The sequence below is a fragment of the Brevibacterium sp. K72 genome (assembly GCF_050562175.1).
In the GTDB taxonomy this organism is placed as follows: Bacteria; Actinomycetota; Actinomycetes; order Actinomycetales; family Brevibacteriaceae; genus Brevibacterium; species Brevibacterium casei.
The window spans coordinates 3,325,430-3,343,503 of sequence record NZ_CP191582.1 but is presented as its reverse complement, the minus strand read 5'-3'; the positions used below and the strand labels follow the sequence as shown (position 1 = coordinate 3,343,503).

General features: G+C 63.0%; 13 protein-coding genes and 3 rRNA genes. 11 read left to right on the top strand and 5 right to left on the bottom strand.

Annotated elements, in window-relative coordinates:
- Positions 1–58: 58 nt before the first annotated feature.
- The 3 genes from tyrS (at position 59) to ACQ1RG_RS15055 (ending at position 2,553) form a co-directional block, all read left to right on the top strand.
- Positions 59–1,345, top strand: coding sequence for a tyrosine--tRNA ligase (gene tyrS, locus ACQ1RG_RS15065; protein ID WP_119297174.1), 1,287 nt, complete (start codon positions 59–61; stop codon positions 1,343–1,345).
- Between the two features lie 34 nt (positions 1,346–1,379).
- On the top strand, positions 1,380–2,009 hold the full coding sequence (locus ACQ1RG_RS15060; RefSeq protein ID WP_119297173.1) for a hypothetical protein: 630 nt from the start codon (positions 1,380–1,382) through the stop codon (positions 2,007–2,009).
- A gap of 142 nt (positions 2,010–2,151) precedes the next feature.
- Positions 2,152–2,553, top strand: a complete 402-nt coding sequence (locus tag ACQ1RG_RS15055) for a YccF domain-containing protein (protein WP_009381140.1) — start codon at positions 2,152–2,154, stop codon at positions 2,551–2,553.
- A gap of 13 nt (positions 2,554–2,566) precedes the next feature.
- Here ACQ1RG_RS15055 and ACQ1RG_RS15050 read toward each other — a convergent pair whose 3' ends face one another.
- Entirely contained in the window at positions 2,567–3,415 is an 849-nt protein-coding gene (locus tag ACQ1RG_RS15050) for a formate/nitrite transporter family protein (RefSeq protein WP_119297172.1), read from the bottom strand.
- 46 nt (positions 3,416–3,461) lie between these two features.
- Positions 3,462–4,211, bottom strand: a complete 750-nt coding sequence (locus ACQ1RG_RS15045; RefSeq protein WP_119297171.1) for an IclR family transcriptional regulator — start codon at positions 4,209–4,211, stop codon at positions 3,462–3,464.
- Positions 4,212–4,358: 147 nt separating this feature from the next.
- On the opposite strand from ACQ1RG_RS15045, the gene ACQ1RG_RS15040 reads away from it, so the two are divergent.
- From ACQ1RG_RS15040 to ACQ1RG_RS15005, 8 genes are all read left to right on the top strand, one after another.
- A complete protein-coding gene (locus tag ACQ1RG_RS15040; protein WP_119297170.1) occupies positions 4,359–5,714 on the top strand; it encodes an NAD(P)-binding domain-containing protein in 1,356 nt (451 codons plus the stop codon).
- A gap of 33 nt (positions 5,715–5,747) precedes the next feature.
- On the top strand, positions 5,748–7,100 hold the full coding sequence (locus ACQ1RG_RS15035; protein ID WP_063250035.1) for a TRAP transporter large permease subunit: 1,353 nt from the start codon (positions 5,748–5,750) through the stop codon (positions 7,098–7,100).
- A gap of 1 nt (position 7,101) precedes the next feature.
- Positions 7,102–7,338, top strand: a complete 237-nt coding sequence (locus tag ACQ1RG_RS15030) for a hypothetical protein (protein WP_063250036.1) — start codon at positions 7,102–7,104, stop codon at positions 7,336–7,338.
- 495 nt (positions 7,339–7,833) lie between these two features.
- Positions 7,834–9,359 (top strand): 16S ribosomal RNA (locus tag ACQ1RG_RS15025).
- A 386-nt stretch (positions 9,360–9,745) separates the two neighbouring features.
- Positions 9,746–12,849: ribosomal RNA gene (locus ACQ1RG_RS15020) — 23S ribosomal RNA — on the top strand.
- 135 nt (positions 12,850–12,984) lie between these two features.
- Positions 12,985–13,104: ribosomal RNA gene (gene rrf, locus ACQ1RG_RS15015) — 5S ribosomal RNA — on the top strand.
- The 16S, 23S and 5S rRNA genes sit together here, the layout of an rRNA operon.
- Positions 13,105–13,362: 258 nt before the next feature.
- Positions 13,363–14,664 (top strand): MFS transporter, encoded by a 1,302-nt coding sequence (locus ACQ1RG_RS15010; protein WP_119297231.1) that lies wholly within the window; start codon positions 13,363–13,365, stop codon positions 14,662–14,664.
- Between the two features lie 52 nt (positions 14,665–14,716).
- Positions 14,717–15,856 carry an amidohydrolase family protein gene (locus ACQ1RG_RS15005; RefSeq protein WP_430600205.1) on the top strand — a complete coding sequence of 380 codons (1,140 nt, stop codon included), beginning with the start codon at positions 14,717–14,719 and terminating at the stop codon, positions 15,854–15,856.
- Here ACQ1RG_RS15005 and ACQ1RG_RS15000 read toward each other — a convergent pair.
- The 3 genes from ACQ1RG_RS15000 to catC form a co-directional block, all read right to left on the bottom strand.
- The gene (locus tag ACQ1RG_RS15000; RefSeq protein ID WP_009380059.1) at positions 15,738–16,595 is read right to left on the bottom strand and encodes an IclR family transcriptional regulator; all 858 of its coding nucleotides are present in this window, start codon (positions 16,593–16,595) and stop codon (positions 15,738–15,740) included. The genes ACQ1RG_RS15005 and ACQ1RG_RS15000 overlap by 119 nt on opposite strands.
- Before the next feature lie 148 nt (positions 16,596–16,743).
- Positions 16,744–17,613: a catechol 1,2-dioxygenase gene (gene catA / locus ACQ1RG_RS14995; RefSeq protein WP_009380047.1), complete on the bottom strand. Its 870-nt coding sequence runs from the start codon at positions 17,611–17,613 to the stop codon at positions 16,744–16,746.
- Between the two features lie 78 nt (positions 17,614–17,691).
- Entirely contained in the window at positions 17,692–17,967 is a 276-nt protein-coding gene (gene catC / locus ACQ1RG_RS14990) for a muconolactone Delta-isomerase (RefSeq protein WP_009380045.1), read from the bottom strand.
- Positions 17,968–18,074 lie beyond the last annotated feature (107 nt).

Here is an 18,074-nt window from a genome sequence, read left to right as displayed (position 1 = left end):
GTAGAATTGGGAGGGCCGGTTCGATGCCGGCAGTCCACACAGTTTCGAAAGGACCGAAGTGACCGACGTATTCAGTGACCTCAAAGCCCGCGGGCTCGTGGCGGTGTCGACCGACGAGACCGCGCTCCAGACAGCTCTGGACGAGGAGTCGCTGACCTATTACGTCGGGTTCGATCCGACCGCGCCGAGCCTGCACATGGGCAACCTCGTCCAGCTCATCACAGCCTCCCGCCTCCAGCAGGCCGGGCACAGTCCGCTTGCGCTCGTCGGCGGGGCCACCGGACTCATCGGCGATCCGCGGATGTCGGGGGAGCGCACGCTCAACCCGCGCGAGATCGTCGAGGAATGGGTCGGCAAGATCCGTGCCCAAGTCGAACGCTTCCTCGACTTCACCGGACCGAACGCGGCCCAGGTCGTCAACAACTACGACTGGACGTCGGAGATCTCGGCGATCGACTTCCTCCGCGACATCGGCAAGCACTTCCCGGTCAACCGGATGCTCGCGAAGGAGTCCGTGTCCGCGCGCCTGAAGAACGAGTCCGGCCTGTCCTTCACCGAGTTCTCCTACCAGGTGCTTCAGGGCAACGACTACCTCGAGCTCTACCGCCGCTACGGCTGCACCCTGCAGACCGGCGGATCCGACCAGTGGGGCAACCTCACCTCGGGCGTCGACCTCATCCGCCGCGTCGAGGCGACCAGCGTCCACGCGATGGCGACCCCGCTCATCACGAAGGCCGACGGCACGAAGTTCGGCAAGACCGAGTCGGGCACCGTCTGGCTCGACGCTTCGCTGACCAGCCCGTACGCGTTCAGCCAGTTCTGGCTCAACGCCGACGACCGCGACGTCATGAAGTACCTCAAGGTCTTCTCGTTCCGTCCGCTCGAGGAGCTCGAGGCCATCGGGGCCGAGTTCGAAGCTGCCCCGCACACCCGACTGGCGCAGAAGGTCCTCGCCGAGGATGTCACCACCCTCGTCCACGGACGTGAGCAGTACGATCAGGCGATCGCCGCGGCTGCCGCGCTCTTCGGCGGCGGTGAGCTGACGTCCCTCGACCCGGCGACCCTCGGTGCCGCGACCGCCGAGTTGCCGCGCGGCGAGGTCCCTGCGGCATCGCTCGGTGCAGGCGTGCCCGTCGCCGACGCCTTCGTCACCGCGGGCATCGTCAAGTCCAAGGGCGAAGCCCGCCGGGCGATCAAGGACGGCGGCGCCTACGTCAACAACGTCAAGGTGTCCGGCGAGGATCAGACGCTCACCGCCGACGACGTCCTCGACACCGCCGGCGGGGGAGTCGTCCTCCTGCGCCGCGGCAAGAAGACCCTCGGAGCGGTCGACATCGTCGGCTGAGACCGGAATCGATGAGCCTGGATCGGATGAGCCGATGAGCAGCGACGACGCCGTGCAGCGGGATGCCTCGCCGCGCGGCGTCGGTCGTCCTCCGGGCGCGGATGGGCGAGATCTGACTGCCGAGGTCAACCGCCTTCACTACCGGGTGCTCCGCCTCGAACGGGCCCTGATCTCCCTGTGCTGCCTCGGTGCTGCCGCTCTGCTCGTGCTCGGGACCTTCCTTCCGATGTTCACGGAAACCACCGCCGAGGATGCTGATGAGCCGTTCTCGGTGGCCACGATCGCGGGCGCCGGGCTGTCGAACTCCGGAGCGGAGGTCCTGCTCGGAGAGGACTCGGGCTCGTCGGACTCCCCGGCGCTTCTCATCGCCTTCCTGGTGGGCTTCATCGGACTGGCGATCATCGTGGCGATGCTCGTCCTCGTCGTGCTGCCGATCGTCGCCGCGGGGCTGATGACCGGCGGCCGGCGCAGATTCTCGCGGATCGTCGCTGTTCTCGGGCTGGTGGGCTCACTCGTCCCGGTGCTCCTCTCGCTCATCGCCGTCGGGCCCGACGAGTCCGATGCCGGGTGGGGCGGAGCAGTGCTGTTGGCAGGCATGATCGCCTCCCTGGTACTCGTATTCGCCTCGGGGCGTGAGGAAGCTGAGCGTCTCAGCTCGTGGTGAAAGGGCTGCGTCGGCCAAAGGTGTGAGGCGGAACCAGACCTCCGCGTAGGGATCTCCCCAGGCAGAAATGCAGACAACCGCAGTTGCCGACCCGGGTCATGGTGGACGACGATGGAACTCCACGACGAAAGAGGAGCACACCGTGAAGACCCTGCTCAACCTCATCTGGCTGATCTTCTCCGGCCTGTGGCTGGCCATCGGCTACTACATCGCCGGCATCATCTGCTGCATCCTCATCGTCACCATCCCGTGGGGAATCGCCTCGTTCCGCATCGGCAACTACGCGCTCTGGCCCTTCGGCCGTGAGGTCGTCGACACCGGGACCGCCGGGATCGGTGCGACGATCGGCAACATCATCTGGCTCGTCGTCGCCGGCATCTGGCTCGCGATCGGACACGTCATCACGTCGATCCCGCTGTTCGTCTCGATCATCGGCATCCCGCTCGGATGGGCGAACATCAAACTCATCCCCGTCTCGCTCATGCCACTGGGCAAGCAGATCGTCGACAGCGACGCCGTGCTGCCCAGGTACCACCAGCGGTGACGCGAACCGGACCTCAGTCCTGAGACGCCTGCGCCTGCAGCTCCTCGAGCGAGATCTCACCCCGACGCACCGCTTTGAGCACCCGATAGGTCCGAATGACCCGCGGGAGTGCGATGACGAGCAGTCCGCCGAGCATGTTGAAGATGATGACGATGACGAACCACTGGAGGAACTGCAGGATTGAGATGTCGGCGCCGGCGAACATAGCCGCGAAGATCATGATCGCGTTGATCGCCCCGTGGAGCATGCTGAACCCGATGACGAGCAGTCCGGTGACCATGCAGACGATCGCGGTGACCACCTGATTCGTCGCCCCCTGCTGCATGCGCGTGGCCAGGGTGATCGTCGCTCCCGCGAGAAGGGAGAGCCCGATCATCACCGCGAGTGAGGGCTGATCGATGTAGCCGAGGGCCGTGTCGACGAGCACCGCGTGATAGTCGGGCAGGCCGAGGACGATGAGCCAGGCGAACGCCGCCCCGCCCACCAGGTTCGTCGCCAGGCTGATCACCCACAGGCGCACCAGCTGAAGCCAGTTCGCCTCTCCTGCGAGGACGGCATTGAGCGGCAGGAGGAACTCTTCGGTGAACAGCTCGGAATGAGCGAGTTTGAGCGCCAGCAGACCGATGCCGAAGGCCATGCCGGCGAGGATATCCGACCCTGTGGCCTGTTTGACGAGGATCATCGCCAGGATCCCCAGGCCGACGTCGATTCCACCGAAGAGACCAGTGACGATGAGTTCGGGCAGCTTCCGATTGAGACGCGCGGCTCCCTCGGTGACGGTTGCAGACGCCTCCTGGACGAGACCGTCTTCGAGGTCGAGATCGTTCTGGCCGAGACGTTCGCGCTGTTCCTTCTGGGTCATGGACCCAGTCTACGATCCGCGCATGCCGCCTTGTCGGATTAAGACGTCACATCTGGGCGGTGATCCGCCGGCTCGCCTGGAGAAGCGTCGAGGTGTGCCTCTCGAGCTCCTTCCTGGTCGTGTCCCCGGTGTTCGCGACGAGATTGATCGTGCCCAACAGGCTGTCGTCCGGTGACCAGATGGGCACGGTCGTGCTCAGGCTGTCCTTGCTCCGCTCCGCCTCGGCGAGGAAATAGCCGGTCTCGCGGATCTGCTCGAGATCGTTCCGCAGCTCCTCGAGGTTCTGCAGGCGACCGCTCGAGAGCGCCACAGGCTCGTAGTCGGCGAGCAGGCGCTCCCGATCCTCTTCCTCGGCGTGTGCCAGCAAGACCTTTCCGCCGCCGACGAAGAGGCCGAGCACCTGCCCGACCGGGAACTGGTAGCTCAGGGGGTTGGGGGCCTCGAACCGGGAGACGAGCACGCGGCGATCCGCCACCCGGACGAACACCGATGACGTCAGAGAGGTGTGGTCCGTCAGTGCTGAGAGCACGCTCGGCGCGACCAGGGCGAGCCGATCCTGGAGGACGAACGAGTGCGACATCGGCAGCACCTGGGGACCGAGCGTGTAGCCGCGCGGGGTGCTCTTGAGGTAATCGCGCTTGACCAGCTGGCCGATGAGGCGCTGCGTCGTCGCGAGATGCAGTCCCGTTGCGCGTGAGATCTCGGTCAGGGTCACCGGTTCGTGGGTGCTCGTCACGCACTCGAGGACATCGAGGGCTCGATCGAGCGTCCGCCCCTGGTTGTTCGTCGTTGCCACCGAATGTCCTCCTGAAATCGCCGACGGACCCATCTTCGCAGAGCGAATCGTCGCTGCAGCCCTTGACTTGACGCAGCGGCTGGATCACACTGATCACCACCTACTACACAATGATAGAAACTATCACAGAATGATAGGAGCGCGAAGATGCGTGTTGCAGTACTCGGTCTCGGTGAAGCCGGATCGCTCTATTCGGCGGCCTTCGTCGAGGCCGGATGTGAAGTCGTCGGGTTCGATCCGCGCCCGATCGATCCTCCCAGCGGGGTGTCGATGGCCGGCAGCATCGCCGAGGCGGTGGCCGGCGCTGATCTCGTCCTCGGTCTGACGACGGCAGGTCCGTCGGTCGCGGTGGCCGAGGAGGCGTCGGAAGCACTGCAGGACGGCGCGCTCTTCCTCGACCTCAACGCCGCGTCGCCCACACGCAAACAGGAGGTCGCCGAGGCGCTCGGCCCGCGAGCGAAGGTCGTCGACGGTGCGGTCATCGGCTCCGTACCGCGCTACGGTGCCAGAGTCCGCGTACTCCTCTCCGGGGCTCACTCCGAGGAGGCCGCCGAGCTTCTGCGGATCGTCGGAGCCGACGCCGAACCCATCCAGGGACGCATCGGTGACGCCTCCCAGCGGAAGCTGCTCCGCAGCGTTTTCATGAAGGGTCTCGGCGCCCTCATCACCGAATCGATGCGGGCAGGAGAGGAGTCCGGGGAGGTCGACTGGATGCGTGCCCAGATCGCAGGGGAACTCGCCGATGGGGAGGCCACGCTCGATCGGCTTCTCACCGGCACCCGGACGCACGCCCTCCGGCGCGCAGCCGAGCTCGGCGACAGCATCGACCTCCTGGCCGAACACGCACACCCCTGGCCGATGAGCGAGGCTGCCCGTTCCGTCCATCTCGGGGTGGCGCGAGCACAGGGTTCGAACCTTGCCGCCGAACTCGCAGCGCTTCCGACGTCCGCCCTCGGCGACGGTGGCGATCGCCTCGGATTCCTCGACTCGGGCATCAAACCCATGTGGGACAGTGCCCCCATCGCCGGACGGGCCTTCACCGTCCTCACACGTCCGGGAGACAATCAAGCCATCCATCGCGCGCTTCCGCTCACCCGCCCGGGCGACATCCTCGTCATCGCCGGCGGCGGTGAGACCGACCGGGCGCTCATCGGAGAACTGATCGCTGAACGGGCTCAGATTCGGGGGATCGCAGGAATGGTCATCGACGGCGCCATCCGCGACGCGGCGGAGATCGCACAGCTCGGCTTCCCCGTGTGGGCGAGAGCCGTCTCACCGGCGGGCCCGTACAAATCGGGACCCGGGCGCCTCCGCGAGACGATCTCCGTCGCCGGAGCGGTCTGCCACCACGGCGACTACATCGTCGCCGATGCCGATGGAGTCCTCGTCGTCCCCGCGACCTCAGCCGAACAGGCGGTCGCAGCGGGCAGAGCGGTGATCGCCGACGAACAGCGACGTCAGAAGGAGATCCGCGCGACGGCTGCGAGCAGCACCCAGTCCTAGGACCCACCACCGATCAGAAAGGGGAGGACAACGATGCCTCTCGCCCTTATCGCCCTGGCAGTCTTCATCGCGGTCATCGTGATCTGGAATGTCGTCATCAAACGGAATATGGCCGAGGCGATGCTGCTCGGCTTCATCGTCACACTGCTCTTCGCGGGTGCCAACGCCCCACAGTTCGCCGCCGACGCCTTCGTCGAAGCCTCCGAGAACGAAGTGCTCTACGCCGCGGTCGCGTTCGTGTTCATGACCTACTTCGTCGAACGGACCGGTGTGATGAACAAGCTCATCACGATCCTCTCCTCTCTGCTCGGGCGTCTGCCCGGCGGGCCGGCCTATGTCGACACCGTCGCCTCGGCGGCCATGGGAGCACTGGCCGGGGGATCGAACACAGGCAATGCCGCCGCATCCGGGTCGATCACCGGCCCGTGGATGGTCCGCACCGGCTGGAAACGTGAACGTGCGGCCACCGTCATCGCCGGCAACGCGGGCCTCGGCGCGGCACTTCCGCCGAGTGCGTCGATGATCATCATGATCGGGTTCGCCGGAACCCTGGTGACGACGTCACAGGTGTATCTGGCGCTGCTCGTCGCGGGCTCGTACCAGGTGCTCCTGCGCATCGGGCTGACCGCCTGGTTCGTCCACCGCGACGGGATCAGGCCGGAGACGGGAGCGGACCACGTCCCTCTGCGGACATCGCTGCGCCTCGGCTGGACGTCAGTGCTCGTCTTCCTCGGCGCGATCATTCCGATCCTCATCACCGTCGGACCTCTCGCGGACTTCCTCTCATCGATCGCCACGATCGGGGAGTCGCTGGGCAACATCTCACTCATCATGTGGATCCCGATCCTCATCATCGCCATCAGCGCGATCGTCGCCCGGAAGGAGCTCCCGAAGAGCGCTCGGCAATGGTGGGAGTTCCTCGCCGGTTCCGTCCCCCGCTTCTACACCATCGGCGCGATCCTCTTCTTCGCGATCATGGCCTCCGAGGTGCTGGCCTCACTGGGCCTCGCCACCGATGTCACTTCGCTCCTGGAGACACTCGATCTGCCTCTCTGGCTGCTCGTCACGCTCATCGGCGTCCTCGTGGTCGTCGTCGCCGGTCCGCTCTCGTCGACAGCGACCCTGAGCGCGGTCGGGCAGGTGGCGCTGTTCTCGATGGTCGCGGCGGGCATCGACCCTTTGCTCGCCGTCGTCGCGATCCTCGTCTTCGCCTCGACGGAAGGCGCCTCGCCGCCGGCCTCGGGATCGATCTTCGTCGCCTCAGGCCTCACCGAGGCGCAACCGGAGAAGACATTCATCCCCCTGGTCATCTACTACGTCGTACCCATCTTCATCCTCGGCGTGCTCATCGCGCTGAGCATCGTTCCTGTCCCTGTGGGAGGCTGACATGAGAACCACCCTGAAGACCATCCTGCTCCCGCTCTTCACCTTGGCCATGGCGATCTTCCTCGTCCTTGCCTTCACCATCGTCATCACCCAGCTCGTCGGTCTCGTCTTCGCTCAGGGGGCGTGGATCGACGCCGCCTATGAGACCTTGGCGCGACCGAGCATCATCGCCGCCATCGTCGTCAGCCTCCTCGGCTACGCCTATTACACGACCACCGGCGCCGAGGCGGACGACTGATGTTCTGTCAGCGGGCCGGGTGCGGGGATCCTCCCGCAACCGGCCCTCGGGGCGCCCTCGTGAAGAGCCGCTTTCCCGCTTGACTACAGCGGTGACGGTTGTCACAGCCGAAGTTTCGGTTTTCGGGTTGCGTGGGGGTGTTCGGGTGGTCTAGAGTTATATCTCGTTCGCCTCACCGGGAACACCACAACAACGGGGTGTTTCCACCGGGTGTCACCAGCACAAACAGTAGTTTGGGCAGGACAGTCCGGGTGTGTGGATCGGGCGGACGCAATCCTGTGGATGCCCCCAACGAGCACGCGAATATTCGTGTGTGGTGTGGGTGTGTGTTTGTGGTTTGAGAATCCAATAGCGTGTTTGTTTGAACAATGTGATGCCAGAAATTTTTTCTGGTAAGACAACCAAAATCCATGGACTGTTTCGGTTCATGGTGGGGTCACCGTCCACCCCCGTGGATGGGTGACTGTCTTGCCGGGATCACTAGAAGTAAATTTTTTTATGGAGAGTTTGATCCTGGCTCAGGACGAACGCTGGCTGCGTGCTTAACACATGCAAGTCGAACGCTGAAGCCTGGTGCTTGCACCGGGTGGATGAGTGGCGAACGGGTGAGTAACACGTGAGTAACCTGCCCCTGACTTCGGGATAAGCCCGGGAAACTGGGTCTAATACCGGATACGACTGCCGGACGCATGTCTGGTGGTGGAAAGTTTTTTCGGTTGGGGATGGGCTCGCGGCCTATCAGTTTGTTGGTGAGGTAATGGCTCACCAAGACGACGACGGGTAGCCGGCCTGAGAGGGCGACCGGCCACACTGGGACTGAGACACGGCCCAGACTCCTACGGGAGGCAGCAGTGGGGAATATTGCACAATGGGGGAAACCCTGATGCAGCGACGCAGCGTGCGGGATGACGGCCTTCGGGTTGTAAACCGCTTTCAGCAGGGAAGAAGCGCAAGTGACGGTACCTGCAGAAGAAGTACCGGCTAACTACGTGCCAGCAGCCGCGGTAATACGTAGGGTACGAGCGTTGTCCGGAATTATTGGGCGTAAAGAGCTCGTAGGTGGTTGGTCACGTCTGCTGTGGAAACGCAACGCTTAACGTTGCGCGTGCAGTGGGTACGGGCTGACTAGAGTGCAGTAGGGGAGTCTGGAATTCCTGGTGTAGCGGTGAAATGCGCAGATATCAGGAGGAACACCGGTGGCGAAGGCGGGACTCTGGGCTGTAACTGACACTGAGGAGCGAAAGCATGGGGAGCGAACAGGATTAGATACCCTGGTAGTCCATGCCGTAAACGTTGGGCACTAGGTGTGGGGGGCATTCCACGTTCTCCGCGCCGTAGCTAACGCATTAAGTGCCCCGCCTGGGGAGTACGGTCGCAAGGCTAAAACTCAAAGGAATTGACGGGGGCCCGCACAAGCGGCGGAGCATGCGGATTAATTCGATGCAACGCGAAGAACCTTACCAAGGCTTGACATACACCGGACCGTCCTGGAAACAGGTCCTCTTCTTTGAAGCTGGTGTACAGGTGGTGCATGGTTGTCGTCAGCTCGTGTCGTGAGATGTTGGGTTAAGTCCCGCAACGAGCGCAACCCTCGTTCTATGTTGCCAGCACGTGATGGTGGGAACTCATAGGAGACTGCCGGGGTCAACTCGGAGGAAGGTGGGGATGACGTCAAATCATCATGCCCTTTATGTCTTGGGCTTCACGCATGCTACAATGGCTGGTACAGAGAGAGGCGAACCCGTGAGGGCAAGCGAATCCCTTAAAGCCAGTCTCAGTTCGGATCGTAGTCTGCAATTCGACTACGTGAAGTCGGAGTCGCTAGTAATCGCAGATCAGCAACGCTGCGGTGAATACGTTCCCGGGCCTTGTACACACCGCCCGTCAAGTCACGAAAGTCGGTAACACCCGAAGCCGGTGGCCTAACCGTAAGGAGGGGGCCGTCTAAGGTGGGACTGGTGATTGGGACTAAGTCGTAACAAGGTAGCCGTACCGGAAGGTGCGGCTGGATCACCTCCTTTCTAAGGAGCACACCAGTATGGTGCCCACCAACAGAACCCATGTGTGGTTCGGGTGGGTTGCTCAAGGGTGGAACATCACATACTTCGCTCGCCCAACCAGCCGGGCTGGGGTCAATGCCCCGGGCACGGTGGGTGGGTGGTCGGATAGAACAGACACGCTGTTGGGTCCTGGAACCACAAGTGGTTTCACCAGGCACCGACCCAACCCAGAGGCAGCAGCAGTGCTGGTGCTGGCTGGGGTGGTGATTGGTAGTGGTTTGAGAATCGTATAGTGGACGCGAGCATCAAGCACCAGCCTTTGTGCTGGTGTGTAGTGTGATTTTCTTTGAGTCAAAAAATCTTAGTGTGATATTTTCGCGCACACTGATACCAACCTCTAGGGGTGGGTGTGAGTGTGTAAGAGCGCATGGTGGATGCCTTGGCATCAGGAGCCGATGAAGGACGTGGAAATCTGCGATAAGCCTCGGGGAGCCGATAAACGGGCTGTGATCCGAGGATGTCCGAATGGGGGAACCCCGCCGCATGCGAGTGCGGTGACCCGCACCTGAATATATAGGGTGTGTGGAGGGAACGCGGGGAAGTGAAACATCTCAGTACCCGTAGGAAGAGAAAATAAGAATGATTCCGGGAGTAGTGGCGAGCGAAACTGGATGAGCCTAAACCGTGTGCGTGTCAAGCGTGCTGGTGTTGCGTACATGGTGTTGTGGGGTGTGTGTGTTCGGTTCAGCATGACCGAGACGCTGATGAGTGCTTACGTGTAGTCGAAGCTGGTGGGAAACAGTACCGGAGTGGGTGAGAGTCCCGTAGACGAAACGCGTGGCCCCGGTGTGACACGTGTCCCCGAGTAGCACGGAACTCGTGGAATTCCGTGTGAATCTGCCAGGACCACCTGGTAAGGCTAAATACTTCCTGATGACCGATAGCGGATCAGTACCGTGAGGGAATGGTGAAAAGTACCCCGGGAGGGGAGTGAAAGAGTACCTGAAACCATGTGCTTACAATCCGTCAGAGCACCCGTGTTGGTGTGATGGCGTGCCTTTTGAAGAATGAGCCTGCGAGTTAGCGGTGCGTGGCGAGGTTAACCCGTGTGGGGTAGCCGTAGCGAAAGCGAGTCCGAATAGGGCGGTCCAGTCGCGTGTCCTAGACCCGAAGCGGAGTGATCTAGCCATGGGCAGGGTGAAGCAGCAGTAAGATGTTGTGGAGGCCCGCACCCACTTCAGTTGAAAATGGAGGGGATGACCTGTGGTTAGGGGTGAAAGGCCAATCAAACTCTGTGATAGCTGGTTCTCCCCGAAATGCATTTAGGTGCAGCGTTGCGTGGTTCTTGCCGGAGGTAGAGCTACTGGATGGCTGATGGGCCCCACCGGGTTACTGACGTCAACTAAACTCCGAATGCCGGTAAGGTTCAGCGTGGCAGTGAGACAGTGGGGGATAAGCTTCATTGTCGAGAGGGAAACAGCCCAGACCATCAACTAAGGCCCCTAAGCGTGTGCTGAGTGGGAAAGGATGTTCAGTTGCGAAGACAACCAGGAGGTTGGCTTAGAAGCAGCCACCCTTGAAAGAGTGCGTAATAGCTCACTGGTCAAGTGATTGAGCGCCGATAATGTAGCGGGGCTAAGTACACCGCCGAAGTTGTGGCAGCATCACGATACTGTAATGGTGTGGTGTTGGGTAGGGGAGCGTCGTGTCGCCAGTGAAGTCGCCGTGTGAACGAGTGGTGGAGGCGTCACGAGTGAGAATGCAGGCATGAGTAGCGAAAGACGGGTGAGAAACCCGTCCACCGGATGACCAAGGGTTCCAGGGCTAGGCTAATCCGCCCTGGGTAAGTCGGGACCTAAGGCGAGGCCGACAGGCGTAGTCGATGGACAACCAGTTGATATTCTGGTACCGACACACAACCGACAATACCAAAACACATGAGACTAACTCCCCGGTCCACCCGTGGCGTCTTCGGATGTCTGGTTGGTGGGGTGGTGAGGACCTGAGTGTGGAGTCGGTAAGCGTGAGGTGTGACGCAGAAAGGTAGCCAGGCCACGCGATGGTAGTCGTGGTCTAAGGTCGTAGCATGTGGGGGTAGGCAAATCCGTCCCCACGAGTGTGTGAGAGCTGATGGGCGCCCCACAGTGGTGGGGTGATCTGGTGATCCTCTGCTGCCGAGAAAAGCATCGACGTGAGGGTGTGTGTTGCCCGTACCCTATAACCGACACAGGTGGTCAGGTAGAGAATACTAAGGTGATCGAGAGAATCGTGGTTAAGGAACTCGGCAAAATGCCCCCGTAACTTCGGGAGAAGGGGGGCCATCCTGGTGAACAGCCCTTGCGGTTGGGAGCTGGTGGTGGTCGCAGAGGCCAGAGAGAAGCGACTGTTTATTAAAAACACAGGTCCGTGCGAAGATGTAAGTCGATGTATACGGACTGACGCCTGCCCGGTGCTGGAAGGTTAAGAGGACCCGTTAACCCTTGGGTGAAGCGGAGAATTTAAGCCCCAGTAAACGGCGGTGGTAACTATAACCATCCTAAGGTAGCGAAATTCCTTGTCGGGTAAGTTCCGACCTGCACGAATGGCGTAACGACTTCTCTGCTGTCTCAACCACGAACTCGGCGAAATTGCATTACGAGTAAAGATGCTCGTTACGCGCAGCAGGACGGAAAGACCCCGAGACCTTCACTATAGTTTGGTATTGGGCTTCGGTGTGGTTTGTGTAGGATAGGTGGGAGATGTTGAAGCCTGGTCGCCAGATCGGGTGGAGTCGGCAAGTGAAATACCACTCTGACCATTCTGGATTCCTTAACTTCGGACCCTGATCGGGTTCAGGGACAGTGCCTGATGGGTAGTTTAACTGGGGCGGTTGCCTCCTAAAGAGTAACGGAGGCGCCCAAAGGTTCCCTCAGCCTGGTTGGCAATCAGGTGTCGAGTGTAAGTGCACAAGGGAGCTTGACTGTGAGACGGACGTGTCGAGCAGGAGCGAAAGCTGGGACTAGTGACCCGGCCATGGCTTGTGGAAGCGTGGTCGCTCAACGGATAAAAGGTACCTCGGGGATAACAGGCTGATCTTGCCCAAGAGTCCATATCGACGGCATGGTTTGGCACCTCGATGTCGGCTCGTCGCATCCTGGGGCTGGAGTCGGTCCCAAGGGTTGGGCTGTTCGCCCATTAAAGCGGTACGCGAGCTGGGTTTAGAACGTCGTGAGACAGTTCGGTCCCTATCCGCTGCGTGCGTAGGAAATTTGTGGAGGGCTGTCCTTAGTACGAGAGGACCGGGACGGACGAACCTCTGGTGTGCCAGTTGTACCGCCAGGTGCATGGCTGGTTGGCTACGTTCGGGAAGGATAACCGCTGAAAGCATCTAAGCGGGAAGCCTGCTCCGAGATGAGATTTCCATCCCTTTGTGGGGAGAGGTGCCCAGGAGAACACTGGGTTGATAGGCCGGGTATGGAAGCACTGTGAGGTGTGGAGTTGACTGGTACTAATACGCCGATCACTCACACAACCCAAGAGGGTTGGTGTGTGCGTGAAAAGCATTAACGATTTTTTGACGAGATGACACGATGGTGTTCGCGTTCGCTGTACGGTTCTTGGACCACTACCACACACACTCTCGTGTGTGGTGGTTGTCTGATGGTTTTGCGGTGGTGATAGTGGTGGGGAAACGCCCGGTTAACCGTTCCGATCCCGGTAGCTAAGCCCATGTCATGCTGATGGTACTGCAACTTGGTGGTTGTGGGAGAGTAAGTGACTGCCGCAATATTCGTTGGAGGGGATCCTGTCCTTGGGGCAGGATCCCCTCCTTTTTTCATTCACGGGTAGGAGCCTGTGGGGGAGCGGGGGGACCTGGTGGGGTTCCCCTTTTCTGCATTCACGACCACTGCCGTGACCGTGGTTTTTCACGATATGGAATTGGACGCGGATCCGCGTGGCCATCCGTCGCTTCCCCCGTAACGTCCAACTCGTCGCAGAGATACTGCCGCACACCTCAACGGTGAGGAATCGAGAAGAGACGGACATGAGCAACCCGACCGGTCACAGCCGACCCGACGCACCCACATCCACCGCCACGGCGAAAGTCGTGCCCACGATGGCCATCCTCGTGGCCTGGCTGCTCGTGGTCTCCGACGGCTACGACCTCATCGTCTTCGGCACCGTCCAGACCTCGCTCATCGAAACCACCGGGTGGGGACTGACGAACGCGTCGATCGGGACGCTGGGCTCCCTGGCATTCGTCGGAATGATGATCGGCGCTCTTGCCGGCGGCCGCCTCGGCGACCGCTTCGGCCAGAAGCGCACCGTCATCGTCTGCACGATCCTCTTCACCTGCCTCAACGCCCTCTGCGGAGCCGTCGACAGCCCCATCCTCTTCGGCATCCTCCGCTTCCTCGCCGGAGTCGGTCTCGGCGGACTGCTGCCGAGCTCGAACGCGCTCGTCGCCGGCCTCGTCGCACCCCGGTGGCGCGCCACTGTCGCGACGATCATGATGTCCGGCGTGCCCGTCGGCGGCGTCCTCGCAGCCCTCACCGGCCTCATCGTCATCCCCACCCTCGGCTGGCGCTGGATGTTCTTCCTCACCCTCATCTCCCTGCTCATCATCCCCTTCGCCCTGAAGTACCTGCCAACACGCGGGCAGGAGGAAGGACGCCTCGAATCCGCACGCAAGGAGACGAGCACCCTCTTCACCGGCGGCTACGCCATGATCTCCGTCCTCTTCGCCGTCTCCGCCCTCGCCGTGCTCTTCGTATGGTTCGGGCTCGGCACGTGGCTTCCCCGCCTCCTCGAAACCCAGGGCTACGACCTCGGATCCGCGCTCACCTTCACTCTCTCGCTCAACCTCGGCGCGGTCATCGGGTCGATCCTCACCGCCTGGGCCGGCACGCGCTTCGGAGCCCTCGCCGCCGCTTCGGTGGCCACAGCCCTGACCGGGATCGCCATGGTCATCATGATCTCCGACCAACTGCCCACCCTCGTCACCTACCTGCTGCTCGTCGTCGCCGGCATCGGCACCCACGGGTCGCTCTGCCTCATCATCGGCGCGATCAACAACACCTACCCCGCGGCGATCCGCGGAACCGCCCTCGGATGGGCTCTCGGGGTGGGCCGCCTCGGCGCCGTGCTCGCCCCGCAGACCGGAGGTCTGCTCATCGGCACTGCCGCCGGTGTCGCCGCGGTCTATTCGGCCTTCGCCGGGGGAGCGCTCTTCGCCGCCTGTGTCATGGTCATCCTTATCGTCGTCATCCGCCGAGCCGCGCTGCCCACCGTCGCCGCGAACGCCGATGACCGGACCTCCGCCGCACCCGCCGCTTCCCAGCCCTGAGGCGACGACGCCCCACGACCCGCACCACCACCAGCAAGGAGCAGAGAACACCATGAAGAAGATCGCCCTCGAAGAGCACTTCGGCGCCTCCGACCCGAACATCGTCGAGCAGTCCGCCGAGCACTTCACCCCCGACGCGTGGCCGGCCCGGCGAGCAGCGCTGCTCGACATCCACGAGGCCCGGCTGCAACAGATGGACGACCTCGAGATCGAGAAGGTCATCCTCTCCCTCCTCGCGCCGGGAATCCAGTCGCTCCACGATCGGGCTCACGCCGTCGATTGGGCCCACCGCCTCAACGACTACGCCGCCGACCAGGTCGCGGTGAACCCCGCCCGCTTCGCCTCCTTCGCTGCCCTCCCCATGCAGGACCCGGATGCTGCCACGGAGGAGCTGCGACGATCGGTGAAGGAACTCGGTCTCCTCGGGGCGCTCATCAACGGCTTCTCCCAGGTCGATGACGAGAACACGGTCGTCTACCTCGACGACCCACGCTATGAGGACTTCTGGGCCACCGTCGCCGAACTCGACGTTCCCGTCTACCTCCACCCCCGCGATCCGCTCGTCTCGAAGAGCCCCCAGTACGACGGGCATCCCTGGCTCTACGGTTCCTCGTGGGCGTTCTCCGTCGAGACCGGCACGCACGCGCTGCGGCTCATGGGCTCCGGCCTCTTCGACCGACACCCGGGGGTGAGGGTGATCCTCGGCCACCTCGGCGAACTGCTGCCCTTCAACATCTGGCGCACCGATCACCGTCTCGCAGTGGCACCGCGCGGACTCGACGTCGAGCACTCCTTCGGCCACTACCTGCGGACGAACTTCTACCTCACCACGAGCGGCAACTTCCGCACTCCCGCACTGCTCAACGCGATCCAGGAGGTCGGCGCCGACCGGATCATGTTCTCCGCCGACTACCCGTTCGAGTCGATGGAGGAGGCGGCACGGTGGTTCGACGCGATCGAGCTCAATGACCGGGACAAGGAGAAGATCGCCTCGGGCAACGCGGCACGACTGTTCGGTCTGGAGTCGGGCAGCGGTGCCGACGGCACCTCGCCGACCGCCCCCATCCGCACCGTCACCGAGGCTGCGGCACGGTCCGAATCCCAGCCTGAGTCCCAGGCGGCTCCCCGGCCTGCGACTGAGCCTGCGCCTGCGGGGCCCGCTCCACGATCTCCGCAGCGCATCGGAGGATAGCCTCCCGCGTCACCGAGGACGAAAGTGTGGCCGCCCTGACCGTCGGGGCGGCCACACTCAGTGCGACCGGTGCGACCGCCTCGGCGCCCCGCAGAGCGATCCCGAACGCATCGACCCCGCGTTCGGTCAGCCCGGACACCTGGGCGAAGCCGTCGCGACGGATGCGCTCCATGGTCCGCTGGAAGTCCGCAGCCGTCGGGAAGTGCTCGGTCACCGGGGACGAACGCCCCGACTGCTGAAGGTAGAAGACCCGGATGAGCCACTCATCGGGCATCTGCGCCAGCAGCGCGAGACCGCCCGAGGTCGTCGCCGCCGGCAGGACGGCGTTTTCCCGACTGCCCACGCGGGGTTCAAGGCTGCCCGGGCTCGAGACGAGGACACGAACCGTGCTGCCCGTGCGCACCATGAGGTGGCAGGTCTCGCCGACCTCCTCCGCGAGGCGATCCATCCGCGGCCGAGCACTCTCCTGCAGTGCGTCGAGATCATCGGAGACCGGCAACGGAGCCGTGACCGCCGGCCCGACCGTATACCGACGGTCATCGAGTTGGGTCGCGAAGTCCCGGTAGACGAGCATCTGCAGGATGCGATGGCACGTCGACGGCGACAGGGACGTGCGCGCACTGATCTCCTGCAGGTGCAGCGGCACGGAGTCCCGGAGGATCTTCTGGATGATCAGCGCACGATCGATCGATTGGATGAACGTGCTCGGCACCGCCCGCAGGTCGAGGTTCTCCATCATCGTCCAGTTCCCATCAGACGTCGGATTCGTGGGGTGGTCACTCGCCGAGGTGGTGCATCGCCGAGGTGGTGACATGGCTGAGCGGCAGCAGCTCGGTGAGCTGCTGCCGCGGCCGCGGTCGTGGACGCCTCCTCAGCGACGGGCCTTCTCAGCGGGCCGGGTCGAGGACGAAGTCGTAGACGGTGATCTCGCCTTCCTCGTCCGGGTTCGGCTGGGGATCGAGCATGAGCTCGGGCTTGACCGCCGAGGCGATGTCGTCCTCGTTGTGCGGATCGCCGGGGAAGTAGAGCTGCGAGGTGATGAGCTGATGCTCCGGCGCATGGACCTTGAAGTGCATGTGCGCGGGACGCCACGCATGCCATCCGGCCGCCTCGATGAGCTGGCCGCACGCTCCCTCGGTGGGGATCTGGTAGGGCGCAGGCCGAATCGTGTGGATCTCATACCGACCCTCGTCGTCGGCGACGAAGGTCCCGCGCAGATTCCATTCGGGCAGCCCCGGCGCGAACTGCGAGTAGAAGCCGAGATTGTCGGCATGCCAGAGCTCGAGCTTCGCCCCAGGCAGGGGAGCGCCGTCGGTCGACGTCACCTGGCCCTTGAAGACGAACGGTGTGCCCGGTTCGTCCGGGCGCATCGGGATGGTCCCGTTCCATGGCAGCTCCGGTGAGCCCTCGAGGTAGTACGGGCCCTCGATCGTGCCCTTCGATCCTTCGCGGTCCTGGTTGGCGACCTCCTCGACTGAGTGCTCGAGCCACACGTCGAGGAACAGCGGCCATTCGCCGTCCTCGCCGACCTTGATCAGCCACGCCTTGAACGCGTTGTACTCCTCATAGGTCACCTGCTCCTCGAGGACGAGGTCGTTGAGCGCCTTGACCGCCTTCCCGGCGAGCAGAGCGACCCGCTCATGGTCGACGACTCCGCCGGCCGCCTTGGCCTGACGCTCCTGGAACCGCGCCGAGGCGTTCGCCCCGGAATCCGCGGCCCTGGCGGTGACCTCTTCGGTGAAACTGTTCTCAGACATTGCTGTTCCTCTTCTGTGACGAGCCGGCTCTGCCGGCGGTTCGGGTGGTGAGTGCGTGTTCGGGTGGTGGGATCGTGGTCAGATGTGGGAGGGATGCGTGGCCAGCGGCGTGACGCTGATCCGCATGTGCGGGAAGAGCGGCAGCCCGGCAAGGAGGCCGTGGAGTTCGTCGTGATCGGCGACGTCGAAGACCGAGTAGTTCGCGTACTCGCCGACGATCCGCCAGATCTCCTTCCACCTGCCGTCGCGCTGCAGGTCCTGCGAATAGGCCTTCTCCCGGGCGAGCAGCTCGGCTCTCTCTTCCGGGCTCTGACCCTCAGGCAGGGTCACATCCATCCTCACGAGGTAGAGCATCGTCGCCTCCAATTGCGGTTCGTCGTCGGTCGGTGGTCGGGGGTTGGGTCGGTGGTCATCGGTCGGGGTCGCGGTCGGTGGTCGTCGGCTCGGATGCCAGTCGGCGC

Coding starts and splice junctions, on each gene's coding strand:
- ACQ1RG_RS15035 (WP_063250035.1), top strand. CDS start 5,748: ATGCCTCTCGCCCTTATCGCCCTGGCAGTCTTCATCGCGGTCATCGTG.
- catC (WP_009380045.1), bottom strand. CDS start 17,967: ATGCTCTACCTCGTGAGGATGGATGTGACCCTGCCTGAGGGTCAGAGC.
- catA (WP_009380047.1), bottom strand. CDS start 17,613: ATGTCTGAGAACAGTTTCACCGAAGAGGTCACCGCCAGGGCCGCGGAT.
- ACQ1RG_RS15010 (WP_119297231.1), top strand. CDS start 13,363: ATGAGCAACCCGACCGGTCACAGCCGACCCGACGCACCCACATCCACC.
- ACQ1RG_RS15030 (WP_063250036.1), top strand. CDS start 7,102: ATGAGAACCACCCTGAAGACCATCCTGCTCCCGCTCTTCACCTTGGCC.
- ACQ1RG_RS15005 (WP_430600205.1), top strand. CDS start 14,717: ATGAAGAAGATCGCCCTCGAAGAGCACTTCGGCGCCTCCGACCCGAAC.
- ACQ1RG_RS15050 (WP_119297172.1), bottom strand. CDS start 3,415: ATGACCCAGAAGGAACAGCGCGAACGTCTCGGCCAGAACGATCTCGAC.
- ACQ1RG_RS15060 (WP_119297173.1), top strand. CDS start 1,380: ATGAGCAGCGACGACGCCGTGCAGCGGGATGCCTCGCCGCGCGGCGTC.
- ACQ1RG_RS15000 (WP_009380059.1), bottom strand. CDS start 16,595: ATGATGGAGAACCTCGACCTGCGGGCGGTGCCGAGCACGTTCATCCAA.
- ACQ1RG_RS15040 (WP_119297170.1), top strand. CDS start 4,359: ATGCGTGTTGCAGTACTCGGTCTCGGTGAAGCCGGATCGCTCTATTCG.